Origin of the sequence: Paenibacillus sp. FSL W8-0919 (genome assembly GCF_038003785.1) — a bacterium.
Lineage (GTDB): Bacteria > Bacillota > Bacilli > Paenibacillales > Paenibacillaceae > Paenibacillus_AQ > Paenibacillus_AQ lactis.
This window is the reverse complement of record NZ_JBBOPV010000001.1, coordinates 4,213,292-4,235,872: the sequence shown is the minus strand read 5'-3', so window position 1 is coordinate 4,235,872 and position 22,581 is coordinate 4,213,292. Positions and strand designations below refer to the sequence as shown.

19 protein-coding genes are annotated in these 22,581 nt (G+C 52.0%); 3 read left to right on the top strand and 16 right to left on the bottom strand.

Annotated features, from left to right (window positions below):
* Nucleotides 1–151 precede the first annotated feature (151 nt).
* Nucleotides 152–568: an NUDIX hydrolase gene (locus tag NST44_RS19215; RefSeq protein ID WP_340900406.1), complete on the top strand. Its 417-nt coding sequence runs from the start codon at nucleotides 152–154 to the stop codon at nucleotides 566–568.
* 121 nt (nucleotides 569–689) lie between these two features.
* On the opposite strand, the gene NST44_RS19210 is transcribed toward NST44_RS19215, so the two are convergent.
* The 6 genes from NST44_RS19210 to NST44_RS19185 form a co-directional block, all read right to left on the bottom strand.
* Nucleotides 690–1,037 carry a hypothetical protein gene (locus NST44_RS19210; protein WP_340900405.1) on the bottom strand — a complete coding sequence of 116 codons (348 nt, stop codon included), beginning with the start codon at nucleotides 1,035–1,037 and terminating at the stop codon, nucleotides 690–692.
* 152 nt (nucleotides 1,038–1,189) lie between these two features.
* Nucleotides 1,190–1,672: a tetratricopeptide repeat protein gene (locus NST44_RS19205; protein WP_340901454.1), complete on the bottom strand. Its 483-nt coding sequence runs from the start codon at nucleotides 1,670–1,672 to the stop codon at nucleotides 1,190–1,192.
* Between the two features lie 313 nt (nucleotides 1,673–1,985).
* Nucleotides 1,986–2,624: a nitroreductase family protein gene (locus tag NST44_RS19200; protein ID WP_007130091.1), complete on the bottom strand. Its 639-nt coding sequence runs from the start codon at nucleotides 2,622–2,624 to the stop codon at nucleotides 1,986–1,988.
* Between the two features lie 125 nt (nucleotides 2,625–2,749).
* On the bottom strand, nucleotides 2,750–3,205 hold the full coding sequence (locus NST44_RS19195) for an RrF2 family transcriptional regulator (protein WP_028407278.1): 456 nt from the start codon (nucleotides 3,203–3,205) through the stop codon (nucleotides 2,750–2,752).
* A 77-nt stretch (nucleotides 3,206–3,282) separates the two neighbouring features.
* On the bottom strand, nucleotides 3,283–5,289 hold the full coding sequence (locus tag NST44_RS19190) for a Na+/H+ antiporter (RefSeq protein WP_007130093.1): 2,007 nt from the start codon (nucleotides 5,287–5,289) through the stop codon (nucleotides 3,283–3,285).
* A 124-nt stretch (nucleotides 5,290–5,413) separates the two neighbouring features.
* On the bottom strand, nucleotides 5,414–5,830 hold the full coding sequence (locus NST44_RS19185; RefSeq protein WP_007130094.1) for an Lrp/AsnC family transcriptional regulator: 417 nt from the start codon (nucleotides 5,828–5,830) through the stop codon (nucleotides 5,414–5,416).
* Nucleotides 5,831–6,012: 182 nt separating this feature from the next.
* Here NST44_RS19185 and NST44_RS19180 point away from each other — a divergent pair, with 182 nt between their 5' ends.
* Nucleotides 6,013–6,993 carry an oxidoreductase gene (locus NST44_RS19180; protein WP_213615494.1) on the top strand — a complete coding sequence of 327 codons (981 nt, stop codon included), beginning with the start codon at nucleotides 6,013–6,015 and terminating at the stop codon, nucleotides 6,991–6,993.
* A gap of 91 nt (nucleotides 6,994–7,084) precedes the next feature.
* Here the strand turns inward: NST44_RS19180 and NST44_RS19175 are convergent, their stop codons facing one another.
* From NST44_RS19175 to NST44_RS19165, 3 genes are all read right to left on the bottom strand, one after another.
* Nucleotides 7,085–7,675, bottom strand: coding sequence for a TetR/AcrR family transcriptional regulator (locus tag NST44_RS19175; RefSeq protein ID WP_007130096.1), 591 nt, complete (start codon nucleotides 7,673–7,675; stop codon nucleotides 7,085–7,087).
* Between the two features lie 73 nt (nucleotides 7,676–7,748).
* The gene (locus tag NST44_RS19170; RefSeq protein WP_340900401.1) at nucleotides 7,749–9,428 is read right to left on the bottom strand and encodes a glycoside hydrolase family 2 protein; all 1,680 of its coding nucleotides are present in this window, start codon (nucleotides 9,426–9,428) and stop codon (nucleotides 7,749–7,751) included.
* A 23-nt stretch (nucleotides 9,429–9,451) separates the two neighbouring features.
* The gene (locus NST44_RS19165) at nucleotides 9,452–10,492 is read right to left on the bottom strand and encodes a Gfo/Idh/MocA family protein (RefSeq protein WP_340900400.1); all 1,041 of its coding nucleotides are present in this window, start codon (nucleotides 10,490–10,492) and stop codon (nucleotides 9,452–9,454) included.
* Between the two features lie 233 nt (nucleotides 10,493–10,725).
* Here NST44_RS19165 and NST44_RS19160 point away from each other — a divergent pair, with 233 nt between their 5' ends.
* Nucleotides 10,726–11,619 (top strand): helix-turn-helix transcriptional regulator, encoded by an 894-nt coding sequence (locus tag NST44_RS19160; protein WP_340900398.1) that lies wholly within the window; start codon nucleotides 10,726–10,728, stop codon nucleotides 11,617–11,619.
* A gap of 227 nt (nucleotides 11,620–11,846) precedes the next feature.
* On the opposite strand, the gene NST44_RS19155 is transcribed toward NST44_RS19160, so the two are convergent.
* The 7 genes from NST44_RS19155 to NST44_RS19125 all read right to left on the bottom strand — a co-directional run bounded on the left by NST44_RS19155 (nucleotide 11,847) and on the right by NST44_RS19125 (nucleotide 22,568).
* A complete protein-coding gene (locus NST44_RS19155) occupies nucleotides 11,847–12,707 on the bottom strand; it encodes an IS3 family transposase (protein ID WP_244152709.1) in 861 nt (286 codons plus the stop codon).
* An 11-nt stretch (nucleotides 12,708–12,718) separates the two neighbouring features.
* Nucleotides 12,719–13,015 (bottom strand): transposase, encoded by a 297-nt coding sequence (locus NST44_RS19150; protein WP_007131733.1) that lies wholly within the window; start codon nucleotides 13,013–13,015, stop codon nucleotides 12,719–12,721.
* 1,261 nt (nucleotides 13,016–14,276) lie between these two features.
* Nucleotides 14,277–16,730 (bottom strand): DUF4962 domain-containing protein, encoded by a 2,454-nt coding sequence (locus NST44_RS19145; RefSeq protein ID WP_340900397.1) that lies wholly within the window; start codon nucleotides 16,728–16,730, stop codon nucleotides 14,277–14,279.
* Nucleotides 16,727–18,817: a heparinase II/III domain-containing protein gene (locus tag NST44_RS19140; protein WP_340900396.1), complete on the bottom strand. Its 2,091-nt coding sequence runs from the start codon at nucleotides 18,815–18,817 to the stop codon at nucleotides 16,727–16,729. The genes NST44_RS19145 and NST44_RS19140 overlap by 4 nt, the downstream gene beginning before the upstream one ends.
* Before the next feature lie 8 nt (nucleotides 18,818–18,825).
* Entirely contained in the window at nucleotides 18,826–19,593 is a 768-nt protein-coding gene (locus NST44_RS19135; protein WP_007130104.1) for an SDR family NAD(P)-dependent oxidoreductase, read from the bottom strand.
* Nucleotides 19,594–19,650: 57 nt separating this feature from the next.
* The gene (locus NST44_RS19130) at nucleotides 19,651–21,522 is read right to left on the bottom strand and encodes a cache domain-containing sensor histidine kinase (RefSeq protein WP_028407272.1); all 1,872 of its coding nucleotides are present in this window, start codon (nucleotides 21,520–21,522) and stop codon (nucleotides 19,651–19,653) included.
* Nucleotides 21,519–22,568, bottom strand: a complete 1,050-nt coding sequence (locus NST44_RS19125) for a response regulator (RefSeq protein WP_340900395.1) — start codon at nucleotides 22,566–22,568, stop codon at nucleotides 21,519–21,521. Before NST44_RS19125 ends, NST44_RS19130 begins: the two co-directional genes overlap by 4 nt.
* Nucleotides 22,569–22,581: the final 13 nt, after the last annotated feature.

Below are 22,581 nucleotides of genomic sequence, written 5' to 3'. Positions count from 1 at the left end.
GCAATGATATGATAATAATAATGGCTTAGGGAAAATATTACAAGAACATAAGTTCCTGTTCGGTGACGAAATTGACGAGAGAGGAATTTGCAAATTACAGTCGAAAATTATGTGATGGCTTATACCATGATCAAGAGAAGGGGATCCCTTTATGCAAGGATATAATGTGCTTATGATTTTTAGCCCGGATATGAACCGATTGCTCATGTGCAAACGACGTAAGGACCCGTACAAAGGGCTGAGCAATTTCGTCGGCGGCAAAATCGAGCGTGGCGAGTCGGGATTGGAAGCGGCTTATAGGGAGTTGGCGGAGGAAACCGGCATCGTGCAAGATAATGTGGTGCTGCAGCATGTTATGGACTTTACATATTATTGGCAGAATTGCTATGTTGAAGTTTATGCAGGCAGATTAAAGAACGATGTTAACCTGCAAGGAGACGAACACGAACTGTACTGGTCCAGTATGGAGCAGAACTTCTTCGATATGTCCCTGTTTGCAGGGGAAGGAAATATCGGCCACATGGTTGAGCAGGTCAAGATGAACAGAAACAGACTTTGGGAAGATTGATCCCGGGGCTTGCCGGTATGACTTGGAGGAAATGCTTAAAGGCCGCCTTCCAGGAAGGCGGCATAAGTATAAGTGTTCACTAAATCGAAAGCAGACCGCTTTCTCTTTCCTGTATGGGGTATTACGTATCGGAGACCATCGTCAGCACCTGGGCAAGCAGTTTATCGGTATTGCCTGGGTCGTTCCCGGTAATGCCGCGTTGGGCTTTATTGGCGGCATCCGCATGATGGACAGACTTGGCGGGAGTGGTATTGCCGGATGTCCCGGTACCGCTGCTTAGTCCGCTTCCGTATCCGTTTGCCCGGCTTTCCTGAACGACTTGCAAGGTATACCCGGAGGCTCCGCTGCGTGCAGAATCCAAGGCGTTTGCTTGTCCGCCTAATGCGTTTTGACTTCCTGCGAGCATGATCATCAGCAGCGTGCTGCCAAGACCGATCGACCATAAGTTCATGTTATTTGTTTTATTCATTAGTGCTGCTCCTTTCATCACCTATCGGGACATCATTAGTCTAAACGGCCAACCTTAGTGAGAAATGAAGACAACCTTAATTTCCATTTCATATTCATCACTGTTCACAATTGGTTTACATAATATTATTTATGTAATGTTCATTCAACATGCTATTCCCAAACTTGATCAAGCTTATCCGCATAAAACGAAATCGCCCGTCGATAAGACATAATCCCCTCATCATGACTCGTCTCGGCAAGCTCCGTCAGCAGCAGTTCCATCGCATGCTGATAGCTTCCTAAATTGTATAATGTCATCGCGTAAAATACGTTGAATTCCCTGGCTTCGGGGTATTCCTTCTTCGCAAGCTCAAGGACTTCTTTGGACTTGCCATACCGGCCCAGCGTCCGATACGTGGAGCCCAAGCCGAGCAGCGCTCCGCGCCGGTCCGCCCCCGCCAGCCCGGAGGAAATCGCCTTCTCGTAATAAGGGACGGCGGCGCCTTCGAGCCCGAGCATGTCATGGACCCATGCCAGCTGATAATTCAGATCGGGATCATCCGGCGTTTGGCCGTGAAGCGCCAACAACATTTCCTTCGCTTGCTCCGGCTTCCCTTCTTCTCTTAGCTTGATCGCATCCTGCAGCGTTTCCATCCATTTCACCTCTGATTCTGCGCATTTCATTCGCTTCCTCATCTTACCAATCGGTCATTCCCCATGTCAAAGCAAAACCACCCATGATCTCAAGCCTATGTTTAAAAATCGGGTGGCGCTCTAATTAACTTATTCTCACATAACCTCTACCCTCTCGATCTCAAGGCTGCTCAAATCGTGGATCTGTTCCTTCATGGCGCGAAGAAGGCTTAATCGTCCGGGAACTGAACGAACACGTCCCATCCATAAAAAACAGAGGTCTACTGAACTGTAAACCTCTGATTTTTTGCTTCGATGATTTAGTCACGAGCCATTAGTTCATTTCGTTCCAGAAAGCAATATCTTCAAGCGGAAGCCGGACGGTCGGACGAGCCGGCGACGCCGCTTTACCGATCGCGATTAACATAACGCTCCGGTACTGGGAAGGAATTTGGAATGCCTCGACAAATTTTTCTTTGTCATAACCGCCCATCGGCACCGTATCATAACCTCTCGCGCGGGCAACCAGCATGAGCTGCATGGAGATGAGGCCGGCATCGACATCCACAATGCTTTCTTTAACATCCTTATCCATGCCGGCATAAATGTTTTCCGCCGTGTAAATAAAACGCTGCTTGACCTCTTCGGTCATATACCCCGCTTCTTGGGACATCGTATAAATTTTTTCACCCTTCTCATACCATTTCATGTCCCCGAGCACGGCAATGACTGCAGATGCCTGAAGCACATGCGCCTGGTTGTTAGCGATCGGATGCAGCTTCTCCAGCAGCTCCGGCTTATCGATGACGAGGAAGCGCCATGGCTGAAGGTTGCTCGATGACGGTGCCAGCGATGCTTCCTTCAGAATTTCTTCCATTTCTTCTCTTGGGATCTTTACGGTTGGGTCGTAGGCACGAACCGAGTGACGTTCTGCAACAACCGTGTGAAAATCAGGCTTCGTTAGAGTTGACATGGTATTCCCTCCATTTTATATTGTGCAAATTAATGCACAGTTTATACCGCAAGTAAACTGTGATGATTTATGCACAGTATAATTCAGCGATCAATTAATTGTCAACTATTACTTGTGAATGAAAATCATACCGACCGCTCGACGATATCTGCGATCGTGCGGGATCTCAGCACACTCAGCGTGTTCTCTTCAATCTCGGACAGAATATCGGAGAAGGATTCTTTGATCTGATCGGCAAAACAATGCCCTGCCGTTGCGTCCAGCATGCTGTCGCTCAGCGAGCTGTGGACCTGAAGGGCCGTATATACCTCGGCCAGCGTAATCTGCTGGGCGTCCTTCTTCAGCCTATAGCCGCCGTCTCGTCCTTCTCGTGATTCGATCAAATTTTCTTGGGCGAGCGTCTTCAGGATGCGTCTGATTAACGTGGACTCCAAGTGCAGATAAGATGCAAGGTCGCCGCTCGAGCATTTGCCCGAATGGCGCTCAAGCGCTACCAGAGCCTGTACGGCAAGACTAAAGGTTTTATACGTGGACGGGCAGGCCATTGGCGCTTTTTTGTCCGCTGCTTTTTGTATACTCATGATCCTACCCCTTTCTAGTGCTTTCTCCATATTGTATCGTAATGCCGACAACCCTTCAAGCTGAACAGGCGGTAGCTTCATACGCTCTCGCCCTGATCCATGGCTTGCGTTTCGAACAAATTGGCTTCCCGGTAATTCACGTCCATTCTGAAGTGGCTTGCCAGCGTCCGGTCGATTTCCCCCTCCTCGAACTGCCTTTGAATCTCATTTCGCTCCGCCTGGATGGCCTTCAGCTCCAGCTCTCTTCGCTCATTATTCATCTTGCGCACCGTACGGCTCCACATCCGGTCATTGCACAGGTAAAGCTCCATCGCCCGGTAATCCGCCACGACTGCCTGTAATGCTGCCGGTCTCTCTGTTCGTTCCATGCTTTCGAGCTCATCTATAGCCGCATGGATGGCTGCGAGCTTGAGCGCCTTATACTCATCCCAATCCGGATGATCAGGCGACATGGCAGGATGCTTCGGCCGCTCCCCTCCTTTTAAGAGACGCATGACCTGCCTCCACAGTGATTTTATGGTTAAACGGGGCCTGTAACGGCTCGTAAGAAGCAGCTCGACTTTGTTCAAGGAGGCGATAAATTTCTCAGCAACCCTAGGAGCAATCCGCTTTTCCCCCAACCATTGTTCAGCAACGGCGCGCTCGGCCTCCAGTCCCATTTTTCTTATTGCGATCGTAGCTTTCCAGGCACCTTGGATGTCGCCCGTTCCAGCTAATCTCGTATGCTGAAGCTTCCGGGTGTAGACGAGCATTAATTGAAGGGCTTCCTCCTTATTTTCGTCATTCATCTCTTCACGCACCGTCTGCAAGCCTGCTTCCAGGACCCGGATTCTCGCTTCCCGATCATGGGTTTCCTGCCCGGCGGTCGCCTTGTTCTTCTCCCGCGTAAGCAAAGGAAGCAGGCTGCTGGCAAGGATAAGGGTCATTAAAATAACACCTGCGCAAATAAACAGAATGAGCGCCCGCTCAGGGAACGGACTCCCATCCGCAAGCGTTAACGGGATCGAAAAGGCTGCGGCGAGCGTCAAAGCCCCTCTTACCCCGGACAGAGCGGTCAGCACTGCCGATTTGATATTCCGGTTCGTAGAAAGCCATACCCAAACAAGCCGAAGCAGAATAAGGACGGCTGTAATTAAAACGATATACCCGATAACCTGGCCGTTATTGTAAGCGGGATCACTCCAAATCTGATTAATGACCCCAGGAATTTCATGTCCGAGCAGCAAAAAGACAAGGCCGTTTAGCGTATACAAAATGACGGACCAGGTGCTATCCGATACGACACGGAGCCTCATGGAGGCGGACCGCATCCGGTCTCTCTCCACCGCATGGGTAACCCCTGCCGCAACGACCGCCAGAATGCCGGATAGATGAAGTTCCTCGGCGATCAAATAGATGATGAACGGCGTCAAGATGATAACAAGCATATGCAGCGTTACGTCTTCCATCCCGAGTCTTCTCAGCAGCATCCTGAACCAAATGACGGCCAAACCAAGCGCCGCCCCGACCGCCAAACCACCGACCGCAATGACGAAGAAGCTTAAGGCGGCCTTCGGCAGCGAGAAGTAGCCGGTCACCGTTGCCGCAATTGCAAAATTGAAGGCAACAAGCCCGGAGGCATCGTTCATCAAAGCTTCGCCTTCCAGCAAATGCATGATTTTGGGGGGAAGCTTGGCCCTTCCCGATAATGAGCTGACGGCTACGGCATCCGTGGGTGAAAGAATCGCCGCAAGCGCGAAAGCAGCCGATATTGGAATAGTTGGTATCAGCCAATGGATGAACGGGCCGGCAATAAGAACCGTGGCAAAGACCAAGCCGAGCGCAAGCAGCAATATATAAGAGCGGAGCTTCCAGAGTTCCTTGCGAGGCGTTCGCTTCCCGTCGTTAAATAGCAGCGGGGCGATGAAGAGAACCATGAACAATTCGGGATTCAGCGGGACATGGTGAAATGACCGAACGAATGCTGCGGCAATCCCAAGGGCGATCTGGATCAGAGGCACGGGGACAAATGGGACAAACCGGTGGATCATGTTAGAAATGCCGATAAGCACGAGAAACATTAAAATCATCAGAAAAATTTCCATTATCTATCTGCCTCCATCCCAAACAGTACGATCTTTCTCAGGAGCACAACGCTGCTCGTTTACTGCCGCGCCTAGCCACGGAATAGGTTGTGTAGAATAATGGAAATTTATGAATCCGGTCTTTCTATTCTTTAAATTCGATCGGAGAGGATAATACGGTCATCGTTGAAGTGTGTCCATAAGCGCTGCATGTCATAATGAACGCTTCAAGGGATTGCATGGATTCCGTCATGATCTTCATGAGATAGTTATATTGCCCGCTCACCTGATACAGCTCAACAACCTCGTCTGCCTGCCTGCAAAATTCCAGCAGCTTATCGCATGAACCGGCTTGTATGAGAATAAACGCCGTAACGCCCTTTCCCATCTTATCGTGCGCAAGAATCGTCCGATATGCCTTTATGATGCCTTTCTCTTCCATTCTTCGTACCCGTTCCGTCACCGCCGGCTGGGTCATATTGATATGCCGTCCCAATTCGGAATACGACATTCTCGCATTGTTCGCCAGCAATTTTAATATGTTGTGGTCAATCTGATCCATCATCTCGCTCCTTTGCCAGTTGATTAGAATTTCAAATCAGTGGATGCGAATCAACTTTAATTTTCTAACCATTCCACTCCGGATGCCTTGAATTCCTTATGTAAATATATTCGCTTTAAACGTACAATGAATCCACAAGAACATTATTCAATCCATATCCATACTTAAGGAGGAATACGAATATGAGTACAAATGTACATGATCCCATACAGATTGGAAGCTTAACGCTAAGGAATCGAATCATCATGGCGCCGATGCAGCAAAACCAAGGCACCACTGAAGCCTATGCGACCGATTATCACGTAAAACACTACGCTGCCCGCGCCGAGGATGTCAGCCTCGTCATCATCGAGTCGACCGGCGTATCGCCGAACGGCCGTCTTTTTCCTGACGATATCGGCATCTTCACTGACCGGCACGTTGACCCCCTTCGGCGGATCGTGAACGCGGTTCACCAGAAAGGCACCCCCGTCTTTATTCAATTAACGCATGGCGGCCGGAAGTCCTGGCCATCTCTAACGAATAAGCTGATGGGGCCAAGCGCTATCGCCTATGACGATGAATATGGCATCCCCTTGGCGATGAGCTTGGACGATATTAGGACGGAAATCGAGCGATACCGGCTGGCAGCCCGAAGAAGCTTGGAGGCCGGTTTTGACGGAATCGAGCTTCATGCCGCCCATGGACACCTCCTGCATCAATTCCTTTCCCCGTTATCGAACATGAGAGAGGATCATTACGGAGGCAGTCTGGAGAACAGGCTTCGCCTAATTATCGAGGTGCTGGAGGCGATCCGCGCCGAAGTAGGGTCCGAGTATCCGGTGCAGCTGCGAGTATCCGCATCCGATTTTGCGGAAGGTGGACTCACGCCGGTTGAAGTGGCGACGGCATTGACGTACCTGGAATCCAAAATAGATGCCGTGCATGTTTCCTCGGGAGGGCTGGTGCCGAACGCTCCATTAGCGACGCCGGAAGGTTACCAATTGCCATATGCATCGGTGATTAAGCAGTATGTAAACGTTCCAGTGATTGCAGTCGGGAATATTCGCACGCAAGCTTTCGCCAATTTCATTCTAGCAGATCAATTAGCGGATGTAATCGCTGTCGGGAGGCCGTTAATGGAAGATACCCGTTTTGTTGAGAAAATGCTTGTTCATTCTTAATTGCATATCGATAACAGCACAGGGAACGGCTTTTGAAATCCTGCGATTTCAGCCGCTCCCTGCTTCGCTATATATTGAAAGATTCATACATTTAAAACATGACATCCAGCGTGCTCTCGACGATTTGAAGGGCACGGTCGCGATTCAAGGTGGCGGAGTTAAGGACCCGAAGACCGTAATAGCTGCTTAGAAAAAGCTGTGCCAGCTGAAATGCCGAATGCTTGTGGCTGATTTCACCGGACTGAATGCCATCCTCAATGGCTGCGATGATGTGCTCCTCAAGCGTCTGGAGATATTCGCCGAAGGTCCGCTCGACCATCGGATCCCGGCCGGCCCGCTCCATGCTGACATTGACAGCCAGGCATCCCCGGTGATTCGGATCCGCAAAGTCCATATCGATCGCCCATATGAACAGCGCCCGCAGCCGCTCCTTCACCGGAATGGGACGGCCAAGGATCTCGATGGAGCGATCCAGACCGATTTGACTGTATCGCCGAAGCACCTGCTCGAACAGCTCGTGCTTGCTGCCGAAAGCATTGTAGAGGCTTCCCTTGCCCAGCCCCGTCCGCTCGCACAGCTCTTGGGTGGAGCTCGCTTCGTACCCTTTTTCCCAAAATACCTCCATCGCCGCATCAATCACCGCTTCATCCTTGAATTCGCGGGGTCTTCCGTTCGTGCTCATAACACTCATCCCTCTATAATGAAATCGTTTTGTTGATTCGATTATAGGGTTTGTGTACCACTCAGTCAAATATTTAATTCTCTCTAAGTACCTCCCTTACCGTTTCATATGCAAGCTTCGGGCGACGATACTCGTCGACCAGGCCTTTGCTGTTTCGGGTGCATGAGCGGGATAGCAGCCACCCCAGCCCTTCCGTGACCCGGCAGTCGCTGAATTGCCAGATGAACATACCGGAAATGTAGTCACGTCGTATGTACGCCTCGAGGTTGCTGCGCAAAATATCAGCCTGCCGCTCCTCGGAGCCCTTCTCCCGATTCGGACTTCGAAAGCCATAGAAGCCGTCCGCCCCGAATTCGCTCAGTATCATCGGTTTTCCTCTCCCGCCGAGCGCATCGGCCCAAGCCCTTGCCTGATCCGCCAGTTCGCCGGGATCTTCATCTGTATACCATCCAGGATACAGATTAAATGACACGATATCCGCCAAATCAAAACATAGCTCCCGGTCCCGATGATGAGACGCAAAGGAACGGGGGCGGCTGGAATCCAGCTCTTTTATTAGAGTCAGCTGTTTCTCGTAATGCACCCTGCCTTCCTTGGTATCGCTGGCGCATTCATTCAGGACCGCCCAGATCAGAATGGAAGGATGATTGAAGTGCTGCTCCACCATCTCCCGGGTGACCTGCTCGCTCTGCCAAGCAAAATTCGGATTCATCATCTGCTCCAGGCTTAATCCCCGGGCATGGTTCTCCTCCCACACCGCTATACCTCGTTCATCGCACATATCCAGAAAACGTTCATCATACGGATAATGGCTTGTTCGAACTGCATTGCACCCCAGATCAACGATAAGCTCAAGGTCCTTTGCCATCAGCTGCAGCGGAAACGCTGCTCCTGCCAGCGCATGGTCCTCATGCCGGTTCACGCCTTTGAGCACAAGCTCACGGCCGTTCAGTAGCAGTTTTCCATTACAGGTTGTTATTTCTCTGAACCCGATCCGGTCGATCCAATCGTCGCAGTCGGATCCGTCCACCGTTAGGACAGCTCGAAGCTCGTATAGATTCGGTTGCTCCAGCGACCACTCCTGTACATCCGGGTATGACAACGTCACAATTAGTTCTCCACGTTCGCCAGGACCGACCACACAGATGCCCAGCGGCAAATTTGAACCTGCCAGTCTTCCCTGGACATCGGCCTTCCTGGTCACTTGACCGATATTGCGTATGATCACCTTCCATTGCCCTTGCCAGCTGCCTTGCTCTCTGTGAGGAGTGAACATGACGTTCTCGATGTACAGATCACCGATCTCTTCAAGCACGACCGGCCGGATGATTCCTCCGTACGTATAGTAGTCGTTCGGGACGTGAAGCGCAGAGGCCTCGCTGAAAGCATTGTCTGAGTAGACCAGAAGCTCGTGCTCCCCTGGCTCCACATCAGGGATGACCGCATCGAATGCGGTATACGCATTGTAATGACGGGCAACCAGTAGCCCATCAAAGTACACTTGAGCCGTGTGGCTGATTCCTTTAAAAACCAAACGTAAATGGGTCTTCTCTGTTAACTTGATCCGTTTTCTGTAGACCCCCGTCCCCCTGTAGGTTCCGAATTGGGGATGCAATTCCCAGCAGCCGGGAACGGGGAGCTTATAAGGAAAAGCTTCAGGACGTTCCCCCGGAGCGGCAGCAGGCGCAAATTCCCACATCCCCTCCAGCTCCTCGATCTTACGGATATGATGCGTATTAAATAGCCTGATCAACTTGATTCCTCCTCAGCGATTCATTAAGCTCCCAGCACATCCGAAATCATCACTTTACGGCCCGTCTTAGCACTTTCCAAGGCGGCGAGTACCATAGCCATGCTGTAAATGTTGTCGCTGCAATCGGTCTCCGGCTTGGTCCCGTTCAGAAGGGAATCGAACATATGCTCCAGGCATCCATGATGACCGGTCTTCGCCATGTCCGGGAGCACTCCATTTATGCGCTCATATTTCCGGACAAACTGGCCCGCCTGATCACCAGCGGCGACAACCTCCGCATAAATCTCGTCAAGTCCGTCCCAGATGGCGGTGCCCCTCTCTCCCGTCACCCGCCAGGCAGCTTCCCATGAGGTCTGAACCCCTTCCGCGCACCATGAGCCGCGGTAGTTGAACACCGAACCATCCGACATCTCATAGATGCACACGGCCATTGCATTGCCGGCATACCAGGACCCCGGCGGGTTAAATTCGTGACAGTATACGGATACCGGGTCCTCTCCGCTGATCAAGCGTGCTTGGTCGAACGTGTGGATCGCCATATCCAGCAGCAGCGGGCTATCCATGACATCCCGAAATCCGCCGAAATGCGGCCCTAGGAAAAAATCGGCTGCGATAAAACCCGGCTTTCCGATGGAACCGCTGTCAATCAGCTCTTTAAATGCCCGTATGCGCGGATCAAAGCGGCGATTTTGCATGACGGCATGCGTCCTCCCGGTTTCTTGAGCTAGACGCACGATTTCCAGACATTCCGGCATGGATTCAGCGAGCGGTTTTTCACTAAAAACATGACATCCATGCTTAAGGGCAGCCGTGCTGATTGCATAGTGGCTGGCAGGGACGGTTACGTCAAATACTACATTGGCTCCGGTTGATTGGATCGCGTCGGTGACATCGGTAAATACGGGACATACCAGGTCGTGGCGGTCTGCCATGGCACGGGCGAATGATTCCTGGATATCCACCAAACCTACGATTTCCGTATCTGCTCTTCCTTTTGCATAGTCCACCCATGTGTTCGACATATGGCCGCATCCGGCAACAACGACTTTAAATGGCTTGGTCATGATCTCATGCTCCCCACATCAGATTTTTAGGTGCTCCATTGCATCGCCGGGCAGATAAGATCGGACAATCTGTCCGCCTTAGTCGACTTCTCATTGAGATAAGCACCCGGTTGAAATCATTCGAATATTGGCTTACTGTAAATGAAGCAACTTCATTATATAAGCAGATTTTTTGTTAATCTCTATATAACCTTGTGCATTACCACTCTGATCTTGCGGTTTGAGGTGAGCCCATGTCCAATCCGAAAGAGCTGCACGAAAACACCAGGCTTGATTATAAGGCCTACCCGGTACAGGTCTTCCGCAACTTTAGTCCGAACGCGCGAAGTAGAGACTGCATCCTGTATCTTCATTGGCACGAGCACTTCGAAATCATTCGCATGCGGGAGGGGTATGCCGTCTTTCATATCGACACGGCGCCGTATGCCATGAAGCCCGGCGATGTCATGATAATTCCTGGCGGTTGCCTCCATGTCGGCTATGCAAGCGAGGATGGGGATGTTCGATTTGATTGTATCGTTGTCAACGGGTCGCTGTTCAACGACTTCATCCATGACCCGATCCATACCCGCTATGTAGCCCCGTATCTCGAAGGAAAGCTGAGATTCCCTATTAAGCCGTCCGAGGCCAATCCGGTGATCCATGATTACGGTAGACTGATCGAAGAAATCATCGACGAGTTAAGCTCACGTCCTCCCGCGTACCAGTTGATAGCCAAAACCAAGCTTTATACCCTTTTCGTAGAGCTTGCAAGAGCCTTTCTGCCCTCTCATCTGGCGGAGAAGCCAGCGGAGACGTATTTTGCCAATCGTGAGCGTTTCAAGCAGCTGATCAGCCGGATCGAAACCGAAATCGGCGAGAAAATCTCCGTGGAGGAGGCGGCCGCGCAGGTTGGTTTGAATCCTTTCCATTTCTGCAAAATGTTTAAAAGGCTTACCGGCCGGACCTTCGTTGACTTCGTCAACCTCACCCGGATGAACGAGGCTGAGAGGCTGCTTCGCGAGCGCACCTTAACCATCACGGAAATTGCCGGGATTGTCGGCTGCAGCAATCCGAATTATTTTACGAAGCTGTATAAACAGTACAAGGGGATGACCCCCTCTCAGTCCAGGTCTGCAGCGGAATAAGTGGGATGCTGGGCATTTGGAGGGGGACTTTTGGGGGTAACTTTGGAGGGCAATGCTCGGGAGTTACTTTTGGGCGCTCACTAGTCCCTTTTCGGGACTTGCTACGGGCGCGGAGCTGCTTTTCGCGCACACAAGTCCCTTTTCGGGACTTGCTGCGGGCGCGGAGCTGCTTTTCGCGCTCACTAGTCCCTTTTTGCTCTTCTGTCAAGAAAGTAGACACCTCTAAGCTAAGCTATACACTCGTAATAGCACTGCTCAAAACGCACCGGGGACATATACCCAATCGTACTGTTAGAACGTTTTCGGTTGTAAAAAAATTCAAGGTACCGGTACAGCTTCTGCCCGGCTTCCTCTTTTGTTTTAAACTTAGGTTTGCTGTAAATGAATTCTCGCTTTAGGATACTGTGAAACGCTTCAATACAGGCGTTGTCGTAGCAGTTTCCTTTGCGGCTCATACTGGGCTTCATGTTAAATTGCTTCAACTGTTCACGGTACTCTTTAGCGGCATATTGCGAACCGCGGTCGGAATGGTGAATCAATCCCTTCGGAGGCTTCTTAGCAGCATACGCCATCTTTAGGGCATCGAGGGTAAGGTCTGTGGTCATCCGATCGCTTAGCTTCCAACCGACGATTTGTTTGGTGTACAGATCCAGGATGCTCGCAAGGTAGAGTTTCCCTTGGCGGCAGGGGATGTACGTGATGTCAGCGACCCACTTTTCGTTGGGCTTTGTGGCTTTGAAATTTTGTTCCAACACGTTAGGGGCAATCGGGAGATCATGCTTGGAATCGGTCGTAACCACTCGGAACTTACGGGCCATGCATGAACGAAGGCCATGTTCGCGCATAATGAGGCCCACCGTACGTTCCGATACCGTCCATCCTTCCTTCACCAGCTCGTTTCGTATTCGGGGACTGCCGTAGGTTTCATCGGAGTCATAGAAGTGCCATTTCACACGTTCAGCCAGCGTTGCCTTACGTTTTTCCCGTTCAGAAGCTTCAGAGGTACGCCATTTGTAATAACCGCTCCGAGACACGTGAAAGAGAACGCACATCTTCTCCAATCGAAACTCGGAGCGATGATCTTCGATAAACTGGAACCTTAGTTCTTTTCTTTGCTGAAGATGTGCATGGCCTTTTTTAGGATCGCAATTTCTTCTCTCAAATCATCAATTTCGCGTTTCTGATCTTCGATAAGTTGGGTTTGCTGACGTAAGGTTTCCCCATGATTGACAGGCTCGTGCTCGAATGTTCGATACTTTTTGACCCAGTTGCGTAATGTGCCTGGATTAATGTTCAACTCATCGGCGATCTGCTCCAGCGTCTTCGACTGTTCTTGCACGTACTTTACGGTTTCACGCTTAAATGTCTCGTTGTAATGTTGTCTATTGCCACTCATTTTTTTTGACACCCTCTCGTCTGCTTTGTTTCATTATCGTTTTATCACTAAGGGGTGTCCACTTTTTATTCTAGCTGCATTTCGGGACTTGCTGCGGGCGCGGAGCTGCTTTTCGCACTCACTAGTCCCTTTTCGGGACTTGCTGCGGGCGCGGAGCTGCTTTTCGCGCTCACAAGTCCCTTTTCGGGACTTGCTGAGGGCGCGGAGCTGCTTTTCGCGCTCACTAGTCCCTTTTCGGGACTTGCTACGGGCGCGGAGCTGCTTTTCGCGCTCACTAGTCCCTTTTCGGGACTTGCTGCGGGCGCAGAGCTGCTTTTCGCGCTCACTAGTCCCTTTTCGGGACTTGCTGCGGGCGCGAAGCTGCTTTTCGCACTCACTAGTCCCTTTTCGGGACTTGCTCTGACCGCTGAGCTACTTCGGGCGCTCACTAGTCCCTTTTCGGGACTTGCTACGGGCGCGGAGCTGCTTTTCGCGCTCACTAGTCCCTTTTCGGGACTTGCTGCGGGCGCAGAGCTGCTTTTTGCGCTCACATGTCCCTTTTCGGGACTTGCTGAGAGCCTGGACTACTTATCGCCTGGACAAGTCCCTTTTCACCACATCGCCGCAAAGTTTCGCTAATAGAGCCTACTCTTTTACACACGCAAAGGCTCGCTGGAACAGCCGCTTCGCTGCCCATCGAGCCTTTGTTAAAACATGCACGCTCCATCCATGAATCTCATCCTACTATCGAATGAGGTATTTGTGCAGACCACTCGCACTCCGACACCGAATATTACCGATCCACCTGCCACCAACTAACCTGCTATCAGTCTTCTACCCGCACTGTACACCTGTATCCAAGCACAACCGTGGAACCGATACTTACACCGCCGAGTCGCCAGGTTACTGTTGCGTTGACTAGCCCTCGTGACAACCGCATTGCCGATCCACCGGACCATACCTGCAGGCTGCCAATCTCCTGTTCACCTGTACACCAACCACCGACTCTCCACTCACTTATTTCTGTTACCGAATCACCAAACCATCATGCATGGCTTGTCGTCCGAGCTTCGACGCTGATCATCGTGCAGCAGTCATCATTACACCGCGCGTCGGGAGAGGCACGCGGTAAGAAAACTCATCGCTCACTCGATTCCAATTACCGAATCACCAGAATACTAGTTATCTGTTCAATCTCACTTCAGCCTCGTGTCGACCTTTCAGAATGTCCGCCCAATTGTTGACCACCTCCGAGCCGCCTTACACTTGCCCCGTGGTTCACTCAGTATGCTTTTGGGACCACAACGCTTCTTGTCTTCCCGTCCTCGTTTGTGAAATAGAGATGAACGCCGTGATCCTGATCATCAAGAAAATAGGAAACGTACTTATTCTCGTCTTTTTTCATAGGAACGAGCAAAGTTACAATCCGGTGACTCCTCGCCACATTCGTTTCGGCATGCATATGCCACTGCGGGTCCAGCTCTTTAATCTCCTCCGGATCAACGCCGGTAAATTGATTATGCTGCGACAGTGTTAGATCGCCGGATGAACTGTAAACGAACCGGCCTTCCATTTCCGCCTTGATTCCCGCGACTCTGAAGGTCTGACCCGAAAGCTTCATTCGATGCAGCGTATGGAAGAGCCACTCGACGCGGGCCGGCTTAGCCAAGTCCACCGTATCGACAATGACGAAATAAGATTCGTCATAAAAGTAGATTTCCCGCACATACCTCTCCAGGTAAGGAACATGCTCGAAGTAAGCGTCTGTCGCGTTCATACGCGCATATCCGACTCCTTGTGAGGATTGGACCTCTTCTACCTTGCCGCTCGCCTCGATACAGCGCACCTTATCCTTGCCCGCATACTGGCCATGTCCATCGATCAGGATGTTGTTCGTGGAGCGGGTTTGCCGCCGCCAATTCATATGCATCGTGCTGCCATAAGCAATGTAATACCCGCTTTCGATCGCCAGCGGCTCGCCGAAGGCATGCAGCAGAAATCCGTTCTGGTCGCCATGGCTGTGACTGATCGAGCCGTACGGACTGCTTTTTGCCAGCAGCACAATATGCTCATCCGGATCATCCATGCGGTGATGCATGGCAACCCATCCGATGTCGCGGAACCATTTGACGGCGCGAATCGTACCCGTGCCGCTGACTGAATCTTCCCTCGACCACTTTTCAGAATTGTTTCCCTTGCTCCACCTCTCTGAATCTTCGATAACCTCTGCTTCAGACTGCCTTATAGCCTCACCTTCTGATTCCCACACCGCTATAGCGGGGGCTAACGCCTCGATCTGCGGGTAATCATGCCGATACAGCATATCGTCGAACCGGAAGTCCCACCAGCCATAATTGTAAAATTTCGAATCGGCGTCCTTGTCGGCTTTTGCCACCTGCTCAAAATACCATTGATACAACCCGTTACCTGTAATCCCGGCAAATTGGCGAATGTTATATGCTGTTTTCAAGCTGACCGGCTCCCCGAGATAGGACTGGTCGCCGAAGCTCGCCCGAATCGTATCCGGACTGCTGCAATACAGCGGAAAATCTCCCGTTCGCGCAAAGAACGGACGTTTATAGAAATCGATCGATATATAATTGCGGATCAAATTCAACGCATCGATAACAAAGGCCATACCGGTCGTCCAATAGAGCGGACCCTCCGCCCAGCCTCCATCCTCTCCTCCCCACGGGGAGTATAAGCAGGCGTAGTATTCCAGCGTGTAATCCAGCCATTGCTGCGCCTTCGGCTCTTCATGCAGCATGGCGATACAGGCGGGTACCAGCACGGACGATAGCGAGCGGACAGCATGGCTGTCGAAGGGAACATGATGAATTTTAGAGCGTTCCATTACATGATAAGCAACCTGCTCCGTACGTCGCAGTAACGCGCTTCGGACAAGCTTGATTTCTTCGGCTGACAGCATGTCATGCAGCCAGTCATAGCCCCATGCGAGCGCACCGACCATTCTAAACGCAGCCTCGTCGTTATAATCTCTCGACGTCGTCCCCTCCGGATCCCAGCCTGCCGCATGAAGCAGCCACTGTTTCGCTTTTGCAAGGATCTGATCATCCTGCAAAATAACGCCGGCCACGCTCAAATGCCGAATCGCGTACAGCGTCTCCTGGCAATCTATGTACATCCGTCTCCATAAACTCGCCACCCGCTTATGATCCGGATACGGCTTCGGCTCCGGAATGAGCGGCTTCTCCAGCCAGGGTACCACCGACTTCTCGTAAAAAGCTTTCCAGCCGCAATCATCATCCTCGCGCTGCAGCCTCTCGCGGAATGCGGTGATTCCGCTGCGATCCAACCACAAACGGGGATGTGACGCCGAAGTGTTCAGGTAACGGTCGGCTCTGCCAGGCAGAGGCGTTTCCGGTAGCCCCTCAGGCACCTCAAACCGACGGATTCGGCTCCATGAGGATCGTCCTCGCAGATCATCGGTCGGAGCTTCCCCTTCACTTTGGTTCATCAGTGCATATCTCCAGTAATACGTACCGGGGGCAAACACATGATCCGGCGTATACAGATTATACGGGATGTCCGTGAACGTCATCGTCACGCCAGGCTCGAACGACGGCGACGTTGATATTTGCAGAACATAGCAATCGTTGTCCAGCTTCCCCGGCATCCAGGTGAACCTCGGGGGATTTTCGAGCAGCCTGGTCTCTTCGTTCGGCTGATATGGCACAGACAGACGCCCGCTGTGCGGTTCGAATAAGGTCTTCATGATTGCACCATCTCCTTCACTCCTTGGCTGGTCATACGGAAGCTTCTTATAGATTTGCCATCGGACAGCGTCAGCCGACCGCCTTCCTTTGAAGCCTTCCATTGCAGCTCTACGGGCCTATTTCCGCTTCGGTATACTGCTATAAAACGGGACCTCTCTCCTTTCATGCGCAAGAGAATCCCTTCCATCTTCCGGCTTGGATCATCCGCGGTTCCAGGCGATTCCACCTGCACGCATTCCACGCCCTCAAACGGAACGAAGGACACGGAGGCGCTAAGGCCTGTTTCGCTCGTGATCCCCAAATCAAGCTGTTTCCGCCTAATTCTCAATCTTTGCGTGAGCTTTGCCGTAACGTAACCATAGCCATCTTCCGTTCCGAGTTGACGCGGCCAAACATCGTCTTCCGGCTCCTCGTCCGAGTCGCGAGTTTGATGATCGCCCCCGGCGTCGACCAGGTTCCCGCTCCCGATATAATGAAACCACCAATCCACTACCTCCGGCTTCTCCGTCTTCACCTCAAACCAATCCAGAAGCCACCCTTCGGTTAGCAGTAAATGGCGGTCCAGCACGGCATGCTCATAGGCTTCTTGCGTGCGGAGCCAAACGTAGGCGCAGCTTTGCGATGATTCATAGCGCACGCATGCGCCTTTGGATGGGAGCTGAGAACGTTCTCCAATGGATACCGTATTATGGCAGGCTGTATGAAGATACCACGCCTTTTTCAGTTTTGAGCCATAGGGTACGGTCCCACGATCCGGCGATAAAGGTGCTCCGTTGATATGAACCATAAGATTTAATTTGTCAAAATGGCCGTGTGAGCCGCCATGCGGTCCAAAATCGACAAGGGCCTGAATACCGTTCCGAGCCTCCGTTCGTAATAACGCAAATCCGCTGTGCGGAAGGATGATACTAGAGACTACAGGCCCTGCGGAAGCTGCAGACTCAGGTCCGACCATCGTTCCGTTCCAACTGCTTTTACCATAGAGGAGCGCCTCCAGCATGCCGATTCTCCCCTGTTCGCCGTTCATATCGCGATAAGCGGCGGCGAGCAGCCCGCGGTAGCTCCCATTCTCATACACCGTCAGGCCGATCTCCATAATTTCAGCGATTTCTCTGGCATACGGTACCCGCTTATAAGGACCGTCGTGCAAAGCCGGCAATACGCCGTTTCGGTCTGCCAAGCGGACAAGTACAGTCAGCATACCTTCCATGGACTGTCCATCTCCGCCAGTCAACGCATATACATCCTCGCCAAGTCTTGAGCCCATTTCGGCCGCAATGAGATAGGCCCGCAGAACAAAAACGTGATAATACACGCTCCGCTCGAACTCGAGCTGATCCGGCCGGACCGCGATGCTCATATGGTGCTTTAACCCGCCCTCACAGCGGATCAGCTCCCTCATTTTCAGCTTGTCGCCTTGCACCGCGTATATACAAAATAACGCCGCGATAAGCCAAGCGGTGTAATTGTTCTCCGGATTTCCCCGCTCCCGGGTCAACGCTCGATGGTATTCCGTCATGCTGCTCTCCAACATGTGAAGGAACTCGTTAAAGATCCGCGACTCCGCTTTATCGAAGCGCATGCCTTCATCCCGAAGCAGCAGGTAACCTCTTAGAATCGTTGTCGTCCAGATCGCTTCCGTCAGGGCCTGATGGAACGCCCTGCCTTTCAGCATCCAGGGCTGGGCATCCGGATGGACCGGATATAAAGGAAACTGCCTGGCATAACGGAGGAGCAGATGTTTGCCGAATTCGCTGTATCCTCTCTCACCCGTACCCGCGTAAACAGCGGCAGCTTGAAGGATATATCTGGCCATCGCCTGATGCTTAAACACGAACCACGCTCCCCGGTACGGCTCTCCCTCCCATCTGCAGCCATACGGGCAGCCATACACTCGTGCGTTCGCTTCCAGCGGGTCAAAGATCAATTCCGTATGATGAACGGGACACACATATTGATGCCACCAGCCGCCGGGCTCCTCTGGTACCTCCGGATTACTCGCAATGACCTCATCAAGCTCAGCCTTCAGCAGACGGAGGGTCTCCCGGCTCCATTCATACCGCCGCGATTTTTCCTGAATTCCCATAAACTCTCTCATCGCATAAACATGCCGCCGTTGATCTCGATTGTTTCGCCCGTTATGTAGGAGGCCAGATCCGATACGAGAAACAGGATCGATCCCGCCACGTCATCCGGCGTCCCTTCGCGCCCCAGCGGAATGCCTTGAACCGTTGCCTTCCGTGCTTCATCCGAGGTAAACGTGGCATGAAATGCGGTTTGTCCGATAAAGCCCGGGGAGACGGCATTGACGTTAATGCCGCTTGCGGCAAGCTCCTTGGCCAATCCTTTGGTATAGCTGATCACGGCAGCCTTACTGGCTGCATAAATGCTGGCTCCGGGTCCGCCGCCGTTATGGGCCGCCACCGATGTCAGATTTACGATGCGGCCGCCTCCGGCCGATTTCATGCCGGGAATCACCGCTTTACTCACGAACACCGTGCTTTTCATATTGACATTCATCACGTTGTTGTACAGCTCTTCCGTCATTTCGGCATTGGAGAGCCGCTGGACCAAATGACCCGCATTGTTCACCAAGATCGTAATCCTGCCGCCGAATGTGCTCTCCACCTCGCGAACGAGCCCCTCCACTTGCTCGATCTGCGTGACATCCGCACGGAACGCATGCGCCTCGCCGCCGCTGCTCCGAATGTCCATTACCGCCCTTTCTGCCGCTTCCTTGCTGTTCAAGTAATTCAGCGCCACCTTAGCGCCGCTTCGGGCCAGCATGATCGCGGCCGCCCGCCCGATGCCTCCGCTCGAGCCCGTTATTAAGGCAATGTTTCCCGATAAGTTGATTTGCATAAGAATCCCTCCTGATTGGTGTCAAGTTGATCTCCCGTTACCCACTCTGAAGCAGCGTCACGTTTGCAGCTGCTTCAGCCTGCTCTCCTGATCATTAACGCGTTCCATCCGCGGCATCGTCATCACGATCTTGGTTCCCGATCCCGGCTGACTGCGGATCTTGATGCCGTAATCCTCGCCGTACACCATCTGTATCCGCCGATGTACATTCACGATCCCGATCCCGCCTCTGCGGCGGGCATTCCGTCCTTCATCTTCGTCCATGAGACGGTTTTTCTCCAATCGCCGGCGCAGCCGGCCGAGCTTAGCCTCCGGAATGCCGGAACCGTTATCCTCCACGATCACCAGCAGCTGATCCCCTTCGATGCGGGTGTCAATTCGGATATAATGCCACGGCTCAATCCCCTCCGGAAACGCATGCTGAAAAATGTTCTCGACGATCGGCTGCAGGGAGAGCCGGACCATTTTTTCCAGCAGCAGCTCCGGCGGCGTTGCCACCTCGATTTCGAAGTCCCGTCCGATCCGGTGCTTCAGGATGATCATGTAATGGCGGACATGGTTGAGCTCATTCGCGATCGTGATCTCCTCCAAATTCGTCTGAATCGAATATCGGAGCATGAAGGCCATCGACTCCACCATCTCCGAAATTTCATCGGAGTCCTGCACGATCGCATAACAGTTAATCGTTTCGAGCGTGTTATACAGAAAATGCGGATTGATCTGCAGCTGCAGCGCCTGGAACTCCGCCCGCTGCCGCTCCAGCTGAATGTTCTGGAGCTCCAGCTGCGTTTTCTGATTGTGAAGCTCGGTATCGTATACCTGCTCGATCATGTCCGACAGCCGGCTGACCATCAGATTGTAGCTGTGGATCAGCCCTCCGATTTCATCCTCACGCGGCTTGGCGTCCGTAATGTGGGTCCAATTTCCCTTCTCTGTCTGGCGCATGCCGTTCTTTAAGTTCCGTATCGGATCGACGATGGATTTACCGAACCGGTATGCCAGGACAAGCGCTATAATCAATGTGACAAATCCAACAATCATCGTGGTCGATCGGATGCTAGAAATGGGCGCCCTTAGCTCCTCCAGCGGCATCATAATGACCAGGCTCCATCCCGAATAATCCGATTGCCTCGATATGATCATCGTGCGCTCGCCAAGCACCGGTTCAATGAAGCGTTTATCCCCTTCGGCAATAATGCGCTGCGGCAAGCCGCCTGCCGTAATCCCGTTCATATCAACGTGATCCGGTGCATAGACCACCTCACCCTCGCGGTCAAGGATGAAGAAAAAGCCCTGTTCACCCAGATCAACGCCATTCCATAGGCTCGACAGCTGGTTTTCATTAAACTCGATAGCGAGAACGCCCTTTACGTCATACGTGCTCATGCCGCGGATTTTCCGGGCGACCGTAATGACATTGCCGCGATCTTGTTCCAGCAGACTCGTCTTGAGAATGGCGATCTCGCCGTTGTCCGGCGTCTTCTCCATCAGCTCCTGCAGCCGATCCGACGGATCAATCGACATGGCGGAGAAATTTTGATTCTGATCGAAGATCGATCGGCCATGGTACCCCAGGATGTACATCATATGCGTTTGGGTCGGATACTGAATAAAGATTTTCTGAAATACGTCTTTTCGGATCAAATGGGTGAACCGGTAATGCTCGTAGCTGTCGGCCGGGTCCATATCCAGAAATTTTTTTACCGAATCCTGAAGGAGAATGGTATTGCTGATCCGCTCGAACATCTGCAGCTGACTATCCGTCTGGCGTGCGGCATTCGTTATGACAGTCGTCATATATTTCTCCACCTGTTCATCAATGGCTTCGGACGATTTGAGGTAGAAAAACACGCCGACGGTGGTCAGGGAGAATAGTACGACAATTAGGAAATACAGAAAGATTTGGCGGGACAAGCTCCTTCTCATTATTCGATCCCCAACAGCTCCCGGTATTCGGAAGGGGTGTATCCGGTAAATTTCTTGAAGGTTTTCGTAAAATGGGGATGATCCGCATAGCCCACCTCAAACGAGATGTCCGTTATTTTGTAATGCGGGATGGCAAGCAGCTTCTTGGCCATCTCCATCCTTTTCTTAATGCGGTAGTGCACGAAGGTTTCATCCGTCAATTGTTTGAACAGCTGGCTGAAGTAAGACGGATTCAATCCGAGCATATCCGACACCTCGTCTAGCGAAAGATCCTTGGACAAATTGCGCTCGATATAAGCTTTGGCTTCCTCGACGGGCTCTTTGGCATTGCCTTTGCGCTTTGCCCGGATCTGCTGGACGGTCTGCTCCACGGCTTGCCGGAATGCTTGAAACATATTCCCCGGATTGCCGGACTCCGCCTTAAGAAATCCCGCCATTCGCTCAAAAGTGTAGATATCCCTGCTGTTTAGCTGCTTGATTAGTTTCGCATACAGCTCACCCAGCAAATCCTGAAGCTGAATCGATTCGAGCTCTCGTTCCTGGCAGTATTCCTCGATTTCTTGAAGCCTTACCTGGATTTCGTTCATTTGCAAATGCCATACGGCGAGCTCCAACTGCTCAAGCCAAGCTTCCAGCTTGGATAATGGAAAATACCCCCGCTGCTTCTCAAGCAGTGCTTTCCGCTCCGTCATGAGCTTGCTGATCGCATGGTGCACCACTGATTTGGTAACCGGCTTCAGCAAATACTCCTTCACTCCATATGACATGCATTTCTGGGCGTACTCGAAATCCCCGTAACCGGAGACGACGACAACCGTGATATCGCCATAGTGCTCATGCAGCTGCCGGCTAAGCTCCAGACCGTCCATTTTCGGCATACGGATATCCGTGAAGATAAAATCCGGCCGGGCTTGTTGGATCGCTTCCAGCGCCTCGATGCCGTTGCCTGCGGTTTCCGTCAGGATCACGGAAGGATCCGCCTGAGTTATCAGTTTGGTAAGGCCCATTCTTATCATAGGTTCATCGTCAACGACCAGAATGCGGTACATTCCCATTCCCCTT

Coding starts and splice junctions, on each gene's coding strand:
- NST44_RS19165 (WP_340900400.1), bottom strand. CDS start 10,492: ATGACCAAGCCATTTAAAGTCGTTGTTGCCGGATGCGGCCATATGTCG.
- NST44_RS19175 (WP_007130096.1), bottom strand. CDS start 7,675: ATGAGCACGAACGGAAGACCCCGCGAATTCAAGGATGAAGCGGTGATT.
- NST44_RS19215 (WP_340900406.1), top strand. CDS start 152: ATGCAAGGATATAATGTGCTTATGATTTTTAGCCCGGATATGAACCGA.
- NST44_RS19205 (WP_340901454.1), bottom strand. CDS start 1,672: ATGGAAACGCTGCAGGATGCGATCAAGCTAAGAGAAGAAGGGAAGCCG.
- NST44_RS19190 (WP_007130093.1), bottom strand. CDS start 5,289: ATGGAAATTTTTCTGATGATTTTAATGTTTCTCGTGCTTATCGGCATT.
- NST44_RS19140 (WP_340900396.1), bottom strand. CDS start 18,817: ATGGGAATTCAGGAAAAATCGCGGCGGTATGAATGGAGCCGGGAGACC.
- NST44_RS19125 (WP_340900395.1), bottom strand. CDS start 22,568: ATGTACCGCATTCTGGTCGTTGACGATGAACCTATGATAAGAATGGGC.
- NST44_RS19200 (WP_007130091.1), bottom strand. CDS start 2,624: ATGTCAACTCTAACGAAGCCTGATTTTCACACGGTTGTTGCAGAACGT.
- NST44_RS19210 (WP_340900405.1), bottom strand. CDS start 1,037: ATGAATAAAACAAATAACATGAACTTATGGTCGATCGGTCTTGGCAGC.
- NST44_RS19160 (WP_340900398.1), top strand. CDS start 10,726: ATGTCCAATCCGAAAGAGCTGCACGAAAACACCAGGCTTGATTATAAG.
- NST44_RS19150 (WP_007131733.1), bottom strand. CDS start 13,015: ATGAGTGGCAATAGACAACATTACAACGAGACATTTAAGCGTGAAACC.
- NST44_RS19185 (WP_007130094.1), bottom strand. CDS start 5,830: ATGGATCAGATTGACCACAACATATTAAAATTGCTGGCGAACAATGCG.
- NST44_RS19145 (WP_340900397.1), bottom strand. CDS start 16,730: ATGAAGACCTTATTCGAACCGCACAGCGGGCGTCTGTCTGTGCCATAT.
- NST44_RS19180 (WP_213615494.1), top strand. CDS start 6,013: ATGAGTACAAATGTACATGATCCCATACAGATTGGAAGCTTAACGCTA.
- NST44_RS19195 (WP_028407278.1), bottom strand. CDS start 3,205: ATGAGTATACAAAAAGCAGCGGACAAAAAAGCGCCAATGGCCTGCCCG.
- NST44_RS19135 (WP_007130104.1), bottom strand. CDS start 19,593: ATGCAAATCAACTTATCGGGAAACATTGCCTTAATAACGGGCTCGAGC.